Below are 17,379 nucleotides of genomic sequence, written 5' to 3'. Positions count from 1 at the left end.
GCGACCCCTGGGTTGGGTGAACTCTCGCTCCGCTGTGCCCGCGTCAGTCGCCGCTCCCGTCGCCGCCCCCGTCGACAACTGCAGCCCACTCGTCGAGCAGGGCTTCGGCCGACGCCTGGTCGGGCCCCTCGGCCCACAGGTGCGTGACCGCCTCGGCGCGGTCCGGCAGCACCAGCACCCAGCGGCCGTCGGCCTCCACGACCCGGACGCCGTCGGTGGTGTCGACGTCACGGGACCCCGCGGCCTCCACCACCCGGCGCATGACCATGCCCTTGACGGCCCACGGCGTGGCCAGGTCACGGCAGAGCACGTACGCCTGCGGGATGCGGGCGTCGATCTGGCTGAGGGTGAGCTGGGTGCGTGCGACCAGGCCGGTGAGCCGGGCGAAGGCGGCGGCGCCGTCGAAGACGGAGGAGAACTCCGGCACGATGAAGCCGCCGCGGCCGTCGCCGCCGAAGACGGCGTCGTCCATCCGCGCCACCCGGGCCAGGTCGTCGGGGGACGTCGTCGTCCACTCCACCTGCGTGCCGTGGTAGGCGGCCACCTGCTCGGCGATACGTGTCGTCGTCACCGGCATCGCCACCCGGCCGCTGCGCCGCTCCGCCGCGACCAGGTCAAGCATGACGAGCAGCGCCCGGTCGTCCTCGACGATCCGGCCCTTCTCGTCGACGAGCGAGATCCGCTCGCCGACGGGGTCGAAGCGCACACCGAAGGCGGCCCGCGCGGAGGACACGATCTCGCCGAGGCGGACGAGTCCGGCGCGGCGCGACTGCGGCGTCTCGGTCGGCCGGGACTCGTCCAGGCCCGTGTTGATGGTCAGCGCGTCCACGCCGAGGCGGCCGAGGAGGCTGGGGAGGACCAGGCCGGCGCTGCCGTGCGAGGCGTCGACGACGACCTTGAGGCCGGCCTCGGCGATGCCGCCGGCGTCCACGGCGCGCAGCAGCGAGCCGGTGTAGGAGTCGAAGACGCTGGCGGGGAAGCTCAGGTCGCCGATCTCGCCGGGGAACGCCCGGCGGTACTCCTGGCGGGCGTAGACGCGGTCCAGCTTGCGCTGGGCGGCCTGGGAGAGGTCGGCGCCGCGTTCGTCGAGGAACATGATGTCGACGGAGTCCTGGACGCCGGGCGTGGTGCGGATCATGATGCCGCCGGCGCTGCCGCGTGCGGTGTGCTGCCGGGCCACGGGCAGCGGCACGTTCTCCAGGTCGCGTACGTCGATGGCGCTGGCCTGCAGCGCGGAGATCACCGCGCGCTTGAGCGCCCGGGCGCCGCGGGAGTGGTCGCGGGCGGTCGTGACGCTGGAGCCCTTCTTCAGGGTGGTGGCGTACGCGCCGGCCAGCCGGACGGCGAGTTCGGGGGTGATCTCGACGTTGAGGATGCCGGAGACCCCGCGGGCGCCGAAGAGGTGGGCCTGGCCGCGCGACTCCCAGATGACCGAGGTGTTGACGAAGGCGCCCGCTTCGATGGTCTTGAAGGGGTAGACCCGCACATTGCCCTGGATGATCGATTCTTCACCGATCAGGCACTCGTCGCCGATGACCGCGCCGTCCTCGATCCGCGCGGCGCGCATGACGTCGGTGTTCTTGCCGATGACGCAGCCGCGGAGGTTGCTGTGGCCGCCGATGTAGACGTTGTCGTGGATGACGGCGCGGTGCAGGAACGCGCCCTGCTTGACGACGACGTTGGAGCCGAGCACCGAGTGCTCGCGGACCTCGGCGCCCTGCTCGACCTTGGCGTAGTCGCCGATGTAGAGCGGGCCGCGCAGGACGGCCTCGGGGTGCACCTCCGCGCCCTCGGCGACCCAGACGCCGGGCGAGATCTCGAAGCCGTCGAGATCGAGGTCGACCTTGCCCTCCAGCACGTCGGCCTGCGCCTTGACGTAGCTCTCGTGGGTGCCGACGTCCTCCCAGTAGCCCTCCGCCACGTAGCCGTAGACGGGCTTGCCGTCCTTCATCAACTGCGGGAAGACGTCACCGGACCAGTCGACTGACGTGTCCGCCTCGACGTAGTCGAAGACCTCGGGCTCCATCACGTAGATGCCGGTGTTGACCGTGTCGGAGAAGACCTGGCCCCAGGTGGGCTTCTCCAGGAACCGATCGACCTTGCCCTCCTCGTCGACGATGGTGATGCCGAACTCCAGCGGGTTGGGGACCCGGGTGAGGCAGACGGTGACCAGCGCGCCCTTCTCGCGGTGGAACGCGATCAGGTCGGTGAGGTCGAAGTCGGTCAGCGCGTCGCCGGAGATCACCAGGAACGAGTCGTCCTTCAGCGCCTCCTCGGCGTTCTTCACGCTGCCGGCGGTGCCCAGCGGACGGTCCTCGTTGGCGTACGTGAGCTCCATGCCGAGCTCCTCGCCGTCCCCGAAGTAGTTCCGCACCAGGGAGGCGAGGAACTGGACGGTCACCACCGTCTCCGTCAGCCCGTGGCGTTTGAGCAGCCGCAGGACGTGCTCCATGATCGGCCGGTTCACCACCGGCAGCAGGGGCTTGGGCATGCTCGCGGTCATCGGGCGCAGGCGGGTGCCTTCGCCCCCAGCCATCACGACGGCCTTCATATCGGAAGCGTCCTCCTTGGGCGTGAGACGGCGATGCCGGCTGCCGCCTAGTCGGGGGTGGTGTCCGCGCGGGCGTCCTCTCGGATGAGACGGCGCACCTGGATGAGGTAGAGGCCGCCGGCCCACCAGTACAGCGCTGTACCCCAGCCGGCGAACGCCCATCCGAAAATAGCAGAGAGTGACGACAGCCATCCACTTGCGTCACTGAGGAGGAGCAACGGGAAGGCGTACATCAGGCAGAAGGTGGCCGACTTGCCGAGGAAGTTCACCTGCGGCGGCGGGTAGCCGTGGCGGCCGAGCAGCCAGACGGCCGCTCCGACGATCACGTCGCGGGAGAGCAGCAGGACCGGCAGCCACAGCGGCAGGATCTCCCGCCAGGTCAGGCCGACGAGCGTGGCCAGGATGTAGAGCCGGTCGGCGGCCGGGTCCAGGATGCGGCCGAGGTTCGAGACCTGGTTCCAGCGCCGGGCGAGCTTGCCGTCGAGATAGTCGCTGACGCCGCTGAACGCCAGGATGCCCAGCGCCCAGCCGTCGGCGTCGGGGCCGCCGAACTCGGGCCACAGGATGAGCCACAGGAAGACGGGCACCAGGACGAGCCGGGACATGCTGAGGAGGTTGGGGACGGTGAAGACGCGGTCCTTCGCTTCAGCCGTCTCCTGGACCTCCACCCGCGTGCCTCCCCGTCCGTTCCCGCCGGTGCCGCCGGACGCACCGGCGATGCGTTCTGACCTTACCCGTCGGCGCCAACGGGCCCGCGCGCAGGCCGGTTCGGGAGCCGGTTCGGGAGCGGGTGAGGGAGCAGGTGCGGGGGCGGGTCCGGGCAGTGGCGGTGTGGACGGTCCGGGGGCCGGGCGGCGGTGCGCCCGGCCTGGCCCGACTCGGTGCGGAACGTCAAATTCCGATTGGTTACGCTTCAAGAGCGGCGCGGCCCCCACGGACGCGGGCGGCGCCGACCCCCCGCTGTTTTCTGGAGGCCCCGGCATGACTCAAGTCTCGTCCCCGCTCACCGGCCGCGCCATCGGGCTCGCCGCCGTGCCCGATCCGGTCTTCTCGGGGGCGATGGTCGGTCCGGGCACCGCGGTGGACCCCGCACGCGGGCCCGCCGAGGCGGTCGCGCCGATCGACGGCCTGGTGGTCTCCCTGCACCCGCACGCGTTCGTCGTCGTGGACGACGAGGGCACGGCGTGCTCACCCACCTGGGCATCGACACCGTGCAGCTCAACGGCGAGGGCTTCGAACTGCTCGTCGCCAAGGGCGACCGGGTCGAGCGCGGCCAGCCCGTGATCCGCTGGGACACCATCGCCGTCGAGGAGGCCGGCAAGTCGCCGATCTCGCCGGTGGTGGCCCTGGACGCGGCCGGCGGCGCGCTGTCCACGGTGGCCGAGGGCGGGGAGATCAAGGCCGGCGACGCGCTGTTCACCTGGGGGTGACGAGCCGGCGGTGACCCTCCGGCGGGCCCCGGTGCCGCGGCCCGTGCGTGTACGACAGCCGCGGTGGGACGCCGCCGCGCACTTGCGGAAGACTGGTGACATGGAGACGACCCTGCGAGGCGTCGGCGTGAGCCACGGGGTGGCGATCGGCGAGGCACGGCACATGGGCACGGCGGTGCTCGAACCGCCGGCGAAGCAGATTCCGGCGGCGGAGGCGCCGCGGGAGCAGGAGCGCGTGCGCAAGGCCGTGGAGGCGGTGGCCGCCGACCTGGTGGCGCGCGGCAACCTGGCCGGCGGCGAGGCGCAGGCCGTACTGGAGGCGCAGGCCATGATCGCGCAGGACCCGGAGCTGGCGGCGGACGTGGAGCGGCGGATCGCGGTCGGCTCCTCCGCCGAGCGCGCCGCGTACGACGCGTTCGCGGCCTACCGCGAGCTGCTCGCCGGGGCCGGGGAGTACATGGCCGGCCGGGTCGCCGACCTGGACGACGTGCGCAACCGGATCGTGGCCCGGCTGCTGGGCGTGCCGATGCCGGGGGTGCCGGACAGCGACGAGCCGTACGTGCTGATCGCCCGCGACCTGGCGCCGGCCGACACCGCCCTGCTCGACCCCTCGCTCGTCCTCGGCTTCGTCACCGAGCAGGGCGGGCCGACGAGCCACAGCGCGATCCTCGCCCGCGCGCTCGGCGTGCCGGCCGTGGTGGCGCTGCCGGGCGCCGGGGAACTGGCCGAGGGGACGGTCGTGGCCGTCGACGGCTCGACCGGCGAGGTGTTCGTCGAACCCGGGCCCGACAAGCGCGCGGAGATGGAGCAGGTCGCGGCCGAGCGCAAGGCGGCGCTCGCGGCGGTCACCGGCCCGGGGGCGACCTCCGACGGGCACAGGGTGCCGCTGCTGGCGAACGTCGGCGGCCCGGCCGACGTGCCGGCGGCCGTCGCGGCCGGCGCGGAGGGCGTGGGGCTGTTCCGCACGGAGTTCCTGTTCCTGGACGACAGCCGGACGGCGCCGTCGGAGCAGACGCAGATCGAGGCGTACCGCCGGGTGCTGGAGGCGTTCCCGGAGGGCCGGGTCGTGGTGCGCGTCCTGGACGCGGGCGCCGACAAGCCGCTGGAGTTCCTCACCCCTGCCGACGAGCCGAACCCGGCGCTGGGCGTGCGCGGACTTCGTTCGCTGCTGGCCCACCCCGACGTGCTGCGCACGCAGCTCACCGCGCTGTCCAAGGCGGCGGCCGGGTTGCCCGTCCACCTTGAGGTGATGGCGCCGATGGTGGCCGACCGCCGGGACGCCGCGGACTTCGCGGCGGCGTGCCGGGACGCGGGGCTGCCCGCGAAGGCCGGCGTCATGGTGGAGATCCCGGCGGCGGCGCTGCGTTCGCGGGCGATCCTCCAGGAGGTCGAGTTCCTGTCGCTGGGCACGAACGACCTGGCGCAGTACGCCTTCGCGGCCGACCGCGAGGTCGGGGCGGTGTCGCGGCTGCAGGACCCGTGGCAGCCGGCGCTGCTGGACCTGGTGTCCTTCACGGCGGAGGGCGCCAGGGCGGAGGGCAAGAGCTGCGGCGTGTGCGGTGAGGCGGCGTCGGATCCCCTGCTGGCGTGCGTGCTGACGGGGCTGGGGGTCACGTCGCTGTCGATGGGGGCGGCGGCGATCCCGTACGTCCGGGCGACGCTGGCGAAGCACACGCTGGCGCAGTGCGAGCGCGCGGCGTCGGCGGCACGGGCCGCAGACACGGCGCAGGAGGCCCGGGAGGCGGCACGGACGGTCCTGTCCGGCGAGTAGGCCGCCCGGCCGGCCGGGCCGGCGGGGTGTGCGCCGCGCGACTGCCCCGGTGAGCGTGCGGCACGGGAGTGGCGCACGGGGGTGCGGCGAGGCGGACCTGGCCGTCATCGGTGGCAGCCCTTCTCCGGGCGGGGCAGCGGCGTGCCGGCGCGGTACCCGACACCGGGTTCCGGGGGAAGCGGGGCTCCCGTCCTGGCGTCGGTGCAGTACGCCGCGTAGACCTCCTTCTCCGTCAGCGGCTCCAGCCAGCCGTTCCGCAGCCGCCAGCCGCGGACCCGCTCCCCGCCGTCCGCCCGGGTCGTACGGGCCACCACCCCGCCCGTCCCCGACGTGGCGATGCCCGCCGCCAGCACCAGCCGCAGTGCCTCCGCGTCCGCAAGCCGCAGCCGCGGCGCCCCCTCCCCCGGCGACGCCGCGCCGCGGGCCACCGCGACCAGGGGGAAGCCCGCCGAGCGGACGGTGCACACCACGTGCTGCGCGCCCGCCCCCAGCGCCTCGGTCAGCCTGTCGACCAGCACGCCCGCGCGGGCCAGCGCCGCGTCCGCGCGGTGCTCGCCGCAGTCCTCGCACCGGCCCGCCGCGGCCAGCAGCGTCGCCGCGCGCTCGCGGGAGCGGCCGCGGGCCGCGGTGTCGAGCAGTTCGGGCACCAGCCGGTCCATCGGCTGTCCCCCGTACGGCACCGCCGGGCCACGGGCGGCGGCCTCCGCGACGTACCGGCAGCGGCTCGTCGGGCTGTCCGGCTCCAGTCCCCGCTCCGCGCAGTAGCGCGCGAAGCCCGGCGGGTCGAAGAGCGCCACGGCCGTGTACGCCCCCTGGGCCGCCCGGGCCCGCAGCACACCCCCCACCTGCCGCAGATACGCCGGGTGATCGTCGAAGAGAAAGCTCGCATACCGCCGCATCGCCGCGAAGTCCGCGGCATCCGCCAACAGCCCCACCGTGCCCGGCATCTCCCGGCGCACCAGCCGGGCGTCCGTCCTCGTACGCGCCATGACTCCCCCTCTACGGAGCGCAACCAGTCACTACGCACCGTAGTCGCGGGGTCTGACAGTCCCGCCGGGAGCGGTCAGTCCCGCTCGCGCGCCAGCCGCTCGTAGAACCTCAGCAGCTCCACCCGGTCGACCGACCCCGGGTTGACCGCCTTCTCCAGGGGCGTGCCCTGCAGCATCCGCTTGACCGGCACCTCCAGCCGCTTGCCCGTCAGCGTGTGCGGCACGGCCTCGACCTCGATCACCTCGTCCGGCACGTGCCGCGGCGACAGTTGCGCGCGGAGCGCGTCGCGGATCCGGTTCCGCAGCCCGTCGTCCAGCCGCGCGCCGGGGGTCAGGTCGACGAAGAGCGGCATCCAGTACCCGCCGTCGGGCTGCTCCACGCCGATCACCAGCGACTCCCGCACCTCCGGCAGCCGCTCCACCACCTCGTAGATGTCCGCGGACCCCATCCGCACGCCCTGCCGGTTCAGCGTCGAGTCGGAGCGGCCGTGGATGACCACCGAGCCGCGGGACGTGAGCGTGATCCAGTCGCCGTGGCGCCAGACGCCGGGGTACGTGGAGAAGTAGCTGTCCCGGTAGCGCCCGCCGTCCGGGTCGTTCCAGAAACGTACGGGCATCGACGGCATCGGCTGCGTCACCACCAGCTCACCCACCTCGTCGGTCACCGGCTCGCCCGCCGGGTCCCACGCCCGCAGGTCGGTGGCCAGGCCCGCCGCCTGCAGTTCGCCGACGTGCACCGGCAGCGTCGGCACCGCGCCGGCGAAACAACTGCACACGTCCGTGCCGCCGCTGACGGACGCGATCCACATGTCCGCCGGGCCCGAAGGCCCGGCCCGGTGGAACTCGTCGTGGATCCACCGGAATCCGTCCGGCGGCAGCGGCGAACCCGTCGTGGCCACGCAGCGCACGCGCGCCAGGTCCAGGTCGCGGCCGGGGTGCACGTCCGCCTTGCGGCAGGCCATGACGTACGCCGCGGACGTGCCGAAGAACGTCGCCCCCGTGCGCTCCGCGACCCGCCACTGCCCGGCCACGTCCGGGTGCCCGGGGCTGCCGTCGTACGTGATCACGGTGGCGCCCACCAGCAGGCCGGAGACGAGGAAGTTCCACATCATCCAGCCGGTGGAGGTGTACCAGAAGAAGCGGTCGCCCGGGCCGAGGTCGCAGTGCAGCGCGAGCTGCTTCAGGTGTTCCAGCAGGATGCCGCCCTGGGACTGCACGATCGCCTTGGGCAGGCCGGTGGTGCCGGAGGAGTACAGCACCCACAGCGGGTGGTCGAACGGCACCTGCTCGAAGACCGGTTCGGCGCCCGTGGCCACCAGCGCGTCCCACTCCAGCGCGCCGTCGGGCGGCGGGGTGCCGAGCAGCGGTACGTGCACGACGGCGCGCAGGGTGGGCAGTTCTCGGCGCAGTTCCGCGACGGTCTCGCGGCGGTCGTGTTCCTTGCCGCCGTAGCGGTAGCCGTCGACGGTGACGAGCACCACCGGCTCCACCTGGCGGAAGCGGTCCAGGACGCTGCGGGCGCCGAAGTCCGGCGAGCAGGAGGTCCAGACGGCGCCGACCGCCGCGGTCGCCAGCAGCGCGACGACGGCCTGCGGGATGTTCGGCAGGTAGGCGCCCACGCGGTCTCCGGGCCGCACCCCGAGCCGGCGCAGCTCCGCCGCCAGCGAGCCGACCCGCGCCCGCAGCTCCGCCCGGCTCACGGGCTGCGGCTCGGCGCCCTCGGCGACGTGCAGCAGTGCCGGCCCGGCGGCGGCACCGCCCCCGTCGCCGACGTCGTGGCGCAGCGCGTGCTCCGCGTAGTTGAGCCGGGCGCCGGGGAACCAGCGGGCGCCCGGCATGGCGGCGTCCGCGAGGACCGTCTCGTACGGGCTGGAGAACCGGACGTCGAACCACTCGGCCGCCGCCTGCCAGAACCGCGCGAGGCCGCCGTCCGGCGCCACCGACCAGCGGTGCAGCGCCGCGTAGTCCGCCTCCGGGTCGCCGGGCACGGGTTCCGGCGCGCCGTGGTGCGCGGCGGCCCAGCGGTGGAAGCGGGTGAGCTGCGCCCGCGCGACGCGCTCCGGCCCCGGCCGCCACAGCGCCGCGGGCGGCGGAGCTGACGGAGGCGACGCAGCCGGCGAGGAAGCCGCGGTCGGCGCGGGCGGTTCTGTGGGCGGCTGGCTCGGCATGGCGTGACTCCCGTGGTACGGCATCCGCATGAGGGTCTGCGCCGCCGCCGGTCCGGTGGGGCGGCCGCGGCGCTCGCGGAGCGCCCGGCGAGGGTGGCCGGTGCTCCGGTGAGACGATGCCACGTGATCGAATGCGGCACCAGTACGACCCGGCCGGGCCGTGGTGCGGTGTGCGCAGGGGGCGCGCGACCGCACTCCCGGTGAACAGCGGTTGAACTCTCTCGCTCGCCGTAGTGCGCGGTGGCAGGCTGATCAGCATGGATCCCTCCGTCCTCACCCGGCGTGCCCGCGCGCTGCGCGCCGCCGTGCGGAACCGGCGGGCCGACGCCGCCGCGCTCCCCCGCCGCCGTGTGGAACGGGCCCGGGTGCCGGGGCTCGCGGTCGCGGCCGAACCCGCCCCCGGCGGGGGCGTGATCCGCTTCGGCCGCTCCACGCTGCAACTGCGGGTGACGACGACCGGCGCGGTGTTCTGCGGCTGGGACGGTACCGAGCCGGAGCCTTCGTACGCGCTCGCCCGCGGGCCGGAGACGGACGCGCGCGTGGAGCTCGAACCGGACGCGGCGGGCGGCGGCTGGCGGGTGGTGTCGGAGCGGGTCACGGTGGCGGTGTCCCGCCGGGGGGCGGTGGAGGTCCGCACGCCGGCCGGCGTGGCGCTGCGCCGGGAGCAGCCGCCGCGCTGGTGGGAGTCGCCCGGCGGCCCGGCGGGCCCGGAGGCCGGCGGCGTACGGCGCTGGGTGCAGCGCGCGCACGTCGCCCCCGACGCCCGGTTCTTCGGCCTGGGCGGCCGGTCCGCGGGCCCCTCCCTGCCGGACGGCCGCTACCGCCTGTGGAACACCGATCCCGGCGGCGCCTTCACCCCCGGCGACGATCCGCTGTCGCTGACGATGCCCGTGCAGTTCGTCGTCTCCGACGCCGGCTGCCATCTGCTCTTCCACGACAACTCCTGGGACGGCAGCGTCGAGCTGTACCGCGGCGCCGAGGGCGCGGGCTCCGGCCACGACCGCCCCGGCCGCGTCGAGGTGCGCATGGACGGCGGCCCGCTGCGCTACTGGGTGATGGCCGGCTCCCCGGCCCGCGTCCTGCAGAGCTGGACGGCGCTCACCGGCGCCCCCGCCGTCCCGCCGGGCTGGGCGCTGGGCCACCAGCACGCCCGCTGGGGCTTCGGCGGCGCCGAGGGCGTGCGCCGCGTGGTGCGCGGGTACCGCGAGCGCGGTCTGCCGCTGGCCGCGGTGCACCTGGACATCGACCACTACGACGGCCACCGCGTCTTCACCGCCGACCCGCAGCGCTTCCCCGACCTGCCCCGGCTGGCCCGGGAGCTGGCCGCCGACGGCGTGCGCATGGTCTCGATCGTCGACCCGGGGGTGAAGGCGGAGCCGGGCTATCCGGTGTACGACGCGGGCGTGGCCGCCGACGCGTTCGTACGGGACACGCGCGGCAGGCCCGTACGCGGCGTGGTGTGGCCGGGCGACGCGGTCTTCCCCGACTTCACCGACCCGCGGGCGCGCAAGTGGTGGGGCGGGCTCTACGCCGAGCGGCTGCAGCAGGGCTTCACCGGCTTCTGGCACGACATGAACGAGCCCGCGTCCTTCGCGGCCTTCGGCGAGCAGACCCTGCCCCGCTCCGCCCGGCACGCCCTGGAGGGCCGCGGCGGCGACCACCGCGAGGCGCACAACGTCTACGCACTGCTCATGGCCCGCGCCGCGTACGGGGCGCTGACCGGTCTGCAGCCCGACCGCCGCCCCTTCCTGTTCTCCCGCTCCGGCTGGGCCGGCCTGCAGCGCTACGGCGGCACCTGGTCCGGCGACGTGGCCACCGGCTGGCCCGGCCTGGCGGCGTCGCTGGCGCTCGTCGTCGGCCTCGGCCTGTGCGGGGTGCCGTACTCGGGACCGGACGTCGGCGGGTTCGACGGGCGGCCGGAGCCGGAGCTGTATCTGCGCTGGCTCCAGCTCGGCTCGTACCTTCCGCTGTTCCGCACGCACTGCGCGTTCGACGCGGGCCGGCGCGAGCCGTGGGAGTTCGGGCCCGAGGTGCTGGCGCACGCCGGCGCGGCGCTGCGCGAGCGGGAGCGCCTGCGGCCGTATTTCAGGACGCTCGCCCGGCTCGCGGAGCGCACAGGCGCGCCTTTCGTCCGTCCTGTGTGGTGGTACGACCCCGCGGACCGGGCGCTGCGCGAGACGGAGGACGCCTTTCTGCTCGGCGACGCGCTGCTGGTGGCGCCGGTCCTGGCCGCGGGGGTGCGGCGGCGCGCGGTGCGGCTGCCGGCGGGGCGGTGGTACGACACGGCGACGGGCCGCGCGCTGAGGGGCCCGGGCACCGTGGAGCTGGCGGCGCCGCAGGACCGCGTGCCGGTGCTGGCCCGGGCGGGCGCGGTGTTGCCGGTCACGGGCGCGGACGGCGGCATGGAGCTGGAGGTCTGGGCGCCGGCGCCCGGCGTCACCGGCGGCGGCGTGGTCGTGCGGAACGACGGCGACGGCTGGGAGGCACCGCGCCTCGACCGGTACGTGACGCGGTGGACGGGCCGTACGACGGTCCAGCGCGAGGACGGCGCGGAGCCCGACCTGCCGGTGCGGGTGCGGGGCGAGTGAGCGCGGGCGGGACCGGCCACCCGAATGGCCGCCGCCGCCCCCTTCCCACACGCCCGCGAGCGCGATAGTGAAAGGGCCATGCCAAAGAACGCCGCCCTCGCGCGCCCCCTGAGCCGGCTCGCCGTCCTGGCCTCCGCCGCGGCTCTCGCCGTCACCGCCACGGTGGCGCCCCCGGCCACCGCGAAGCCGGAGCCGAAGGCCCCGAAGGAGTTCGTCGCGCTCTCCGACGTGGACCGCACGATCCTGCACGACATCCGCTACGTCACCCGGCACAACTTCACCGGCGAGCGCATCGACGGCTACCGCCAGCCGATGTGCATCCTCACCGAGGACGCCGCCCGGGCGCTGAAGAAGGCGCAGCGGGCTTTCCGCAGGGACGGCTACTCGCTGAAGGTCTACGACTGCTACCGCCCGCAGCGCGCGGTGGACCAGTTCGTGGCGTGGGCCGAGGACCTGGACGACCAGCGGATGAAGGACGAGTTCTACCCGCGCGTGGACAAGTCCCGGCTCTTCGAGGACGGCTACATCGCCGAACGCTCCGGGCACAGCCGGGGCAGCGTCGTGGACCTCACGCTGGTGAAGCTGCCGGCCGAACCCACCCGGCCGTACGTCCCCGGCGAACCGCTCGTCGACTGCGCCGCCCCGCGGCAGGAGCGCTTCCCCGACAACTCGGTCGACATGGCGACCGGCTACGACTGCTTCGACACCCTCAGCCACACGCTGGACGAGCGGGTGCGGGGCGAGCAGCGCGCCAACCGGCTGCGGCTCAAGGAAGGACTGGAGGCGGCCGGCTTCGTCAACTACGAGTACGAATGGTGGCACTTCGGGCTCGCGGACGAGCCGTTCCCCGACACCTACTTCGACTTCCCGGTCCACCGCCGTGCGCTGTCCGGGCGCGGGTAGCGGGGGCGGGTGGCGGGGGTGCCCCTTGTAGACTGAGCCGATCATGTTCGACCACATTCGGCATCGGCCACCGGCGACGCTGACCAGAGAGCGCGAAATCGTGCTGGCCTGCGCTCCTCTCCGTACCCGCGCGAATCTGTCCAGCATTGTGCGCACCGCGGGGTGCTGCGGAATCACCCGGGTCATCGCGTGCGGCAACGCGAAAATCGACCCGGACGTCGCACGGGACAGCCTGGAGCACGTCACGATCGAGGTCCGGCGGACGCTTCCCCCCGTACTCAGGGATCTCCGCGCGGCGGGATACCGGACGATCGGCCTGGAGCAGACGACGAACTCGCACAGCCTGCACAGCTTCTCCTTCCCCCGGAAAACGGCCCTCGCCGTCGGAAACGAACGGCTCGGCCTCACCGAGGAGGAACTGAAGTTCGTCGACGACTGCGTCGAGATTCCCGTCTGGGGAATGCCGCACAGCTACAACGTCGCGACCGCGACGGCGATGGCGCTGTACGAGTACTGCAAGCAGTACCCCGAAGGGTGACCGGGCGACGGGCGGCCAGGGACGGCTCCTAACGGAGAAGTACCCGGGCCAGCCTGCCGCGGGCGATCACCAGGCCGGCCAGTCCCATGAGCACCAGGTAGGCGACGGCTACCGGCAAAGAGATAGCCAAGCGGCCCAGCGCGATCCCCCGGGTCAGCTCGATGCTCTGGTAGAGCGGCAGACACGCGACCACGGCCTGGACCGGGCGCGGGTAGACGTCCAGCGGATAGAAGGTCGTCGCGAAGAGGAACATCGGGAGCATGGCCAGTTGGATGTACTGGAAATCCTGCCAGCCCCGCAGAAAGGTCGTCACGGCGAGTCCCACGGCGGCGAAGGCGAAGCCGACCAGGGCCGCGCACGGGATCACCAGCACCGCCCACGGCGACTGGACGAGCCCGAGGGCAGCGATGACGGCGAGAAATCCGGTGGAGGTGAGGGTGCCGCGCAGCACCGCCCAGCAGACCTCCCCCAGGGCGATGTCGGAGACCGTCATCGGGGTGGTCAGCACCGAGTCGTAGATTCTGTCCACCCTCAGTTTGCGCAGCAGGTTGAAGGTGGTTTCGTTCATCGCTCCGTTCATAGCGGCCGTGGCGAGCAGCGCGGGCGCGACGAAGGCGCTGTAGCCGTCGGCGGAGTCCTCGACTCCGGGCACGTCGCCGACGAGATGGCCGATTCCGACGCCGATGGCGAGCAGGTAGAGAAGGGGCTCGAATATCTCCGCCACCAGCACCCCCGGAGTATGCCGGTAGATCAGCAGATGGCGTTCCACCAGCCGGCCGGAGCGGCGCAGTGACAGGTCTTTCCACCCACCGGGCCGGTGGGCGAACGCCCCGCCGGAAGTCTCCGTGCTCACGCCTTGCTCCTCGTTCTCTCACGGGTGCAGTTGTCGCCGGTAGGTGACCCGGCCGGCCGCGCAGCCGGCCACGGTGAGGGCGACCAGACAACAGACGTGCACGATCGTCATGGCCGGCCGGTCGGTGCCGAGGCTGACGGTCCGGCAGAGGTCCACCCCGTGCCACAGGGGTGTCACCCAGGCCAGCGGCCGGACCGCGGCGGGGAGTTGGTCCACGGCGAAGAAGGTGCCGGACAGCATGTACAGGGGCATGACGACGAACCGGAAGACGCTGTCCAGGGACGCCGGGCGGCGCACCCCCACCGCCCAGGCCGCCATCGGGGCGGCGAACGCCACCCCGGTCAGCGCCGCGGCGCCCACCAGGGCCGCCGCGGTGCCGGGCGATCGCGACAGGCCGAAGGCCGCCATGACCGCCACGAAGGCCAGGGCACTGGTCACCGCCCGGAAGGCGATGAACAACAGATGGCCCAGATAGATCTGGAACGGCTCCACGCAGGTCGCCGAAGCGGCCCGGTAGTTGCCCCGCCCGCGCGTCGACTCGTAGACGGGGCCGGTCGACTCCAGCACGGCGGTCTGCATCGTGGCCGCCGCCAGCAGCCCCGGGGCGAGGAAGGCCACGTAGGAGACGTCGCCGAGGGAGGCGGGGGCGTTGCGGTCGATCAGCGTGCCCAGCCCGCCGCCGAGGGCGAGCAGGAACATCAGCGGGTTGGCGACGCTGACCACGACCGTGCCGCGCCAGGTGCGCCGGTAGCGGATCATGCGGTACGAGAACTCGCGCAGGGCGGGGGCGTTCACGGCGGTGGGCTCCTCAGTCGACGAGGCTGCGGCCGGTGAGGGTGAGGAAGACGTCCTCGAGGGTGGCCCGCCGCACCAGGCTGGTGAGCGGCTCGTCGTTCCCGGCGAGGACCCGGGCCAGCGTCGCCCTGCCGTTGCCGGTGTAGAGCAGCAGGCGCTCGGGAAGTACCTCGATCCGTTCGGCGAGGCCGGCGAGCTTCTCCGCCATGACGGACTGGACCTCGGGGTGGTAGCGCAGCTCCAGCACCTCGGGGGTGGAGTGCCGCTCGATCAGCCCGGCGGGAGTGTCCGTCGCGACGATCCTGCCGTGGTCCATGACCGTCAGGCGGTCGCAGAGCTGTTCCGCCTCGTCCATGTAGTGGGTGGTCAGGATGAGGGTGATGCCGCCGCGCTTGAGGCGGAAGAGCTTGTCCCACAGGGCGTGCCGCGCCTGCGGGTCGAGTCCGGTGGTGGGCTCGTCCAGCAGCAGGACCTCGGGGTCGTTGACGAGCGAACGGGCGATCGTGAGCCGGCGGCGCATGCCCCCGGAGAGGCTCTCGACCGGGCTGTCCGCCCGCTCGCCGAGCTGCGCGAACTCCAGGAGCTCCGCGGCCTTCTCACGGACGGCCCGGCGGGGCAGGCCGAAGTAGCGCCCGTAGACGAGGATGTTCTCCCGGACGGTCAGTTCGGCGTCGAGCGTGTCGTCCTGCGGTACGACGCCGATGCGGCTGCGGATCAGTGCCCCGTCCGTCGCCGGGTCGCGGCCGAGGATACGCAGGGTGCCGGCCGTCGCGGGCGACACGCAGGCGATCATGCGCATGGTGGAGGACTTGCCCGCGCCGTTGGGGCCGAGGAAGCCGAACGCCTCGCCGCGCCGTACGGCGAAGTCGATGCCGTCGACGGCGGTGAACGGCTCGCCGTGCCGGCTCCTGCGGTAGCGCTTGACCAGGCCGCGGGCGTGCAGCAGCACGTCGTCGGCGGGGGTCCGGGTGGTCATCGGTACTCCGGGGCGTCTCGCGGGCGAAGGGTCACAGGTCGCGTCGGCGGAGCTTGCCGGCCGCGTCCCGGGGGAGCCGGTCGGTGAACGTGTAGGAGACGGGGACTTTGGTGCGCACCAGCCGGCCGCGGCAGTGGGCGTCGAGGTCCTGTTCGCGCGGCCGGCTCCCCGCGGCCGGTACGACCACGGCGTGCACGGCCGCGCCGAGGACGTCGTGGGGCCGTCCCACGACCGCCACGTCGGCGACGTCGGGAAGCTCGGCCAGCACCCCTTCGATCTCGGCCGGATAGACGTTGATCCCGCCGACGTTGATCATGTCCGCCCGGCGGTCGACGAGATACAGGTAGCCGTCCTCGTCCAGGTAACCGAGGTCGCCGACGGTCAGGAACCCGTCCCTCCCGGCGAGGGGCGGCCCGCCGCCGAGGTAGCGGGGCTGCGTCGAGCGCGACGAACGGACGTACACGTTGCCGACCGTCCCGGCCGGCACGCCGGCGCCGTCGTCGTCGAGGATCCGTACGGTCACGTCCCCGGACGGCCGCCCCACGCTTCCCGGATGTTTCAGCCACTCGTCGCCTCTGATGGTGAGGAAGCCGATGTCCTCGATGGAGCCGTAGTCCTCGTACACGCGCTCCGGCGAGAGCAGGTCGAGCCACCGGCGCTTGTCCGACTCGTGGCAGCCCCCGGACCCGTGGTACAGGGCCTCGATGCTGCCGAGGTCGAAGGACTCGACGTCCGGCACCGAGGCGATGGCACGCATGAGGGTCGGCACCAGCACCAGGAAGGCGACCCGGTGCCGCTCCACGAGACGCAGGAACAACGTCGGCGAGAACCGTTCCATCACCACGACGGTGTGCTCCATCGCGAGCCCGTTGTGGGTCTCCAGGAAACCGCCGTGGTACATGGGGAGGGAGACCAACTGGACCTGGCCGGTCCGCATCCCCTCCAGGCTGTAGCCGGCGGGCGCGGGTGCGTCGGGGTCGTACGTCCACGGATGCCGCCGCAGCACGATCCGCGAGGTGCCGGTGCTTCCGCCGGTCAGGGCCGCCGACCGCGGCACCCCGGAGGACGGGTACTCCGCCCCGTCCGCCGCGGTGGCCGGCAGGTCCGCGGGTGGTGGCGAACCGGAGCGGCCGCCGATGACATGGGCCCCCGCAACCCGGGCGAGCAGTTCCGCGTGCTCCCGCTCGGGGAGCGCGGGGTTGACGGGCACGACGAGCGCGCCGACCTTCCAGGCGGCCAGCGTGGAGACGATGTGCGGGATGCCGTTGGGCAGGCAGACCACGACCACGTCGTCCCCGCCGACCCCGGCGGCGGCGAGCGCCCGGGCGGCGGCGTTGCTGCGCGCCTGAAGTTCGGCCCAGGTCACAGAGGTCTCGGCGCCGTCCGGCCGGACGCTGATCACGGCCGTACGGTCGGGATGGCGCGCGGCCAGCACGCCGATGCGCTCGCCGATGTGCTGGTGCGCGCGTACGCCGTCCCCGTCGCCGGCGGCGGTGGCACCGGGGGCGTCAGCGGCGGCGGGAGCCGCGGCCCCGGGTCCGGCGGTTGCCGAGACCAGTGCGACCAGAGCGTCGAAGTCGCGCGTGGCGAGAACGTCGAAGACCTCGCCGACATCGATGTCCAGCCTCAGCCGCTCCTCGATCGTCGTGTGGAGCATGATCACCGCGAGCGAGTCGCCGCCGGCGTCGAAGAAGGCTTCCCCGCCGGCGACCTCCTCGCCGGGCGGCAGGGCGAGGGCCGCCAGCCAGAGCGCCGACAGCTCCCTTCGCAGGTCGGTTGACGCAGCCATCGTGCCTCCGTGTGCGGTGGGTGGGGTG

12 protein-coding genes and 1 pseudogene are annotated in these 17,379 nt (G+C 73.6%); 5 read left to right on the top strand and 8 right to left on the bottom strand.

Going from position 1 to position 17,379, the window contains the following annotated elements; genetic code table 11:
- Nucleotides 1-43: 43 nt before the first annotated feature.
- Both O7599_RS35760 and O7599_RS35755 read right to left on the bottom strand, forming a co-directional pair.
- Entirely contained in the window at nucleotides 44-2,551 is a 2,508-nt protein-coding gene (locus O7599_RS35760; RefSeq protein WP_281619763.1) for a mannose-1-phosphate guanyltransferase, read from the bottom strand.
- A gap of 47 nt (nucleotides 2,552-2,598) precedes the next feature.
- Nucleotides 2,599-3,219 carry a CDP-alcohol phosphatidyltransferase family protein gene (locus tag O7599_RS35755; RefSeq protein WP_281619762.1) on the bottom strand — a complete coding sequence of 207 codons (621 nt, stop codon included), beginning with the start codon at nucleotides 3,217-3,219 and terminating at the stop codon, nucleotides 2,599-2,601.
- 313 nt (nucleotides 3,220-3,532) lie between these two features.
- On the opposite strand from O7599_RS35755, the pseudogene O7599_RS35750 reads away from it, so the two are divergent.
- Nucleotides 3,533-3,981: pseudogene (locus tag O7599_RS35750) on the top strand (PTS glucose transporter subunit IIA).
- A 100-nt stretch (nucleotides 3,982-4,081) separates the two neighbouring features.
- Nucleotides 4,082-5,752: a phosphoenolpyruvate--protein phosphotransferase gene (gene ptsP, locus O7599_RS35745; RefSeq protein WP_281619761.1), complete on the top strand. Its 1,671-nt coding sequence runs from the start codon at nucleotides 4,082-4,084 to the stop codon at nucleotides 5,750-5,752.
- Nucleotides 5,753-5,856: 104 nt separating this feature from the next.
- Here ptsP and O7599_RS35740 read toward each other — a convergent pair whose 3' ends face one another.
- The gene (locus tag O7599_RS35740; protein ID WP_281619760.1) at nucleotides 5,857-6,741 is read right to left on the bottom strand and encodes a hypothetical protein; all 885 of its coding nucleotides are present in this window, start codon (nucleotides 6,739-6,741) and stop codon (nucleotides 5,857-5,859) included.
- A 74-nt stretch (nucleotides 6,742-6,815) separates the two neighbouring features.
- The gene (locus tag O7599_RS35735; RefSeq protein ID WP_281619759.1) at nucleotides 6,816-8,909 is read right to left on the bottom strand and encodes an acetoacetate--CoA ligase; all 2,094 of its coding nucleotides are present in this window, start codon (nucleotides 8,907-8,909) and stop codon (nucleotides 6,816-6,818) included.
- Between the two features lie 257 nt (nucleotides 8,910-9,166).
- Here O7599_RS35735 and O7599_RS35730 point away from each other — a divergent pair, with 257 nt between their 5' ends.
- The 3 genes from O7599_RS35730 (at nucleotide 9,167) to O7599_RS35720 (ending at nucleotide 12,938) form a co-directional block, all read left to right on the top strand.
- On the top strand, nucleotides 9,167-11,497 hold the full coding sequence (locus O7599_RS35730; protein ID WP_281619758.1) for a TIM-barrel domain-containing protein: 2,331 nt from the start codon (nucleotides 9,167-9,169) through the stop codon (nucleotides 11,495-11,497).
- 78 nt (nucleotides 11,498-11,575) lie between these two features.
- Nucleotides 11,576-12,400 (top strand): M15 family metallopeptidase, encoded by an 825-nt coding sequence (locus tag O7599_RS35725; RefSeq protein ID WP_281619757.1) that lies wholly within the window; start codon nucleotides 11,576-11,578, stop codon nucleotides 12,398-12,400.
- A 43-nt stretch (nucleotides 12,401-12,443) separates the two neighbouring features.
- Nucleotides 12,444-12,938 carry an RNA methyltransferase gene (locus O7599_RS35720; protein WP_281619756.1) on the top strand — a complete coding sequence of 165 codons (495 nt, stop codon included), beginning with the start codon at nucleotides 12,444-12,446 and terminating at the stop codon, nucleotides 12,936-12,938.
- Nucleotides 12,939-12,966: 28 nt separating this feature from the next.
- Here the strand turns inward: O7599_RS35720 and O7599_RS35715 are convergent, their stop codons facing one another.
- From O7599_RS35715 to O7599_RS35700, 4 genes are read right to left on the bottom strand one after another with little or no spacing between them, the layout of a single operon-like run.
- Nucleotides 12,967-13,791 carry an ABC transporter permease gene (locus O7599_RS35715; RefSeq protein WP_281619755.1) on the bottom strand — a complete coding sequence of 275 codons (825 nt, stop codon included), beginning with the start codon at nucleotides 13,789-13,791 and terminating at the stop codon, nucleotides 12,967-12,969.
- 18 nt (nucleotides 13,792-13,809) lie between these two features.
- Nucleotides 13,810-14,586, bottom strand: a complete 777-nt coding sequence (locus tag O7599_RS35710; RefSeq protein ID WP_281619754.1) for an ABC transporter permease — start codon at nucleotides 14,584-14,586, stop codon at nucleotides 13,810-13,812.
- Between the two features lie 13 nt (nucleotides 14,587-14,599).
- Entirely contained in the window at nucleotides 14,600-15,562 is a 963-nt protein-coding gene (locus O7599_RS35705) for an ABC transporter ATP-binding protein (protein WP_281619753.1), read from the bottom strand.
- A gap of 31 nt (nucleotides 15,563-15,593) precedes the next feature.
- Nucleotides 15,594-17,351, bottom strand: a complete 1,758-nt coding sequence (locus O7599_RS35700) for an AMP-binding protein (protein ID WP_281619752.1) — start codon at nucleotides 17,349-17,351, stop codon at nucleotides 15,594-15,596.
- Between the last annotated feature and the right edge of the window lie 28 nt (nucleotides 17,352-17,379).

This window comes from Streptomyces sp. WMMC500 (genome assembly GCF_027497195.1).
Taxonomy (GTDB): Bacteria; Actinomycetota; Actinomycetes; order Streptomycetales; family Streptomycetaceae; genus Streptomyces.
The sequence above is the reverse complement of the archived record's forward strand: the minus strand, read 5'-3'. Positions and strand labels throughout refer to the sequence as shown.

Bases quoted from the DNA above. Each gene is read 5' to 3' on its own strand.
- O7599_RS35760 (WP_281619763.1), bottom strand. From the start codon at position 2,551: ATGAAGGCCGTCGTGATGGCTGGGGGCGAAGGCACCCGCCTGCGCCCG.
- ptsP (WP_281619761.1), top strand. From the start codon at position 4,082: ATGGAGACGACCCTGCGAGGCGTCGGCGTGAGCCACGGGGTGGCGATC.
- O7599_RS35740 (WP_281619760.1), bottom strand. From the start codon at position 6,741: ATGGCGCGTACGAGGACGGACGCCCGGCTGGTGCGCCGGGAGATGCCG.
- O7599_RS35735 (WP_281619759.1), bottom strand. From the start codon at position 8,909: ATGCCGAGCCAGCCGCCCACAGAACCGCCCGCGCCGACCGCGGCTTCC.
- O7599_RS35730 (WP_281619758.1), top strand. From the start codon at position 9,167: ATGGATCCCTCCGTCCTCACCCGGCGTGCCCGCGCGCTGCGCGCCGCC.
- O7599_RS35725 (WP_281619757.1), top strand. From the start codon at position 11,576: ATGCCAAAGAACGCCGCCCTCGCGCGCCCCCTGAGCCGGCTCGCCGTC.
- O7599_RS35720 (WP_281619756.1), top strand. From the start codon at position 12,444: ATGTTCGACCACATTCGGCATCGGCCACCGGCGACGCTGACCAGAGAG.
- O7599_RS35705 (WP_281619753.1), bottom strand. From the start codon at position 15,562: ATGACCACCCGGACCCCCGCCGACGACGTGCTGCTGCACGCCCGCGGC.
- O7599_RS35700 (WP_281619752.1), bottom strand. From the start codon at position 17,351: ATGGCTGCGTCAACCGACCTGCGAAGGGAGCTGTCGGCGCTCTGGCTG.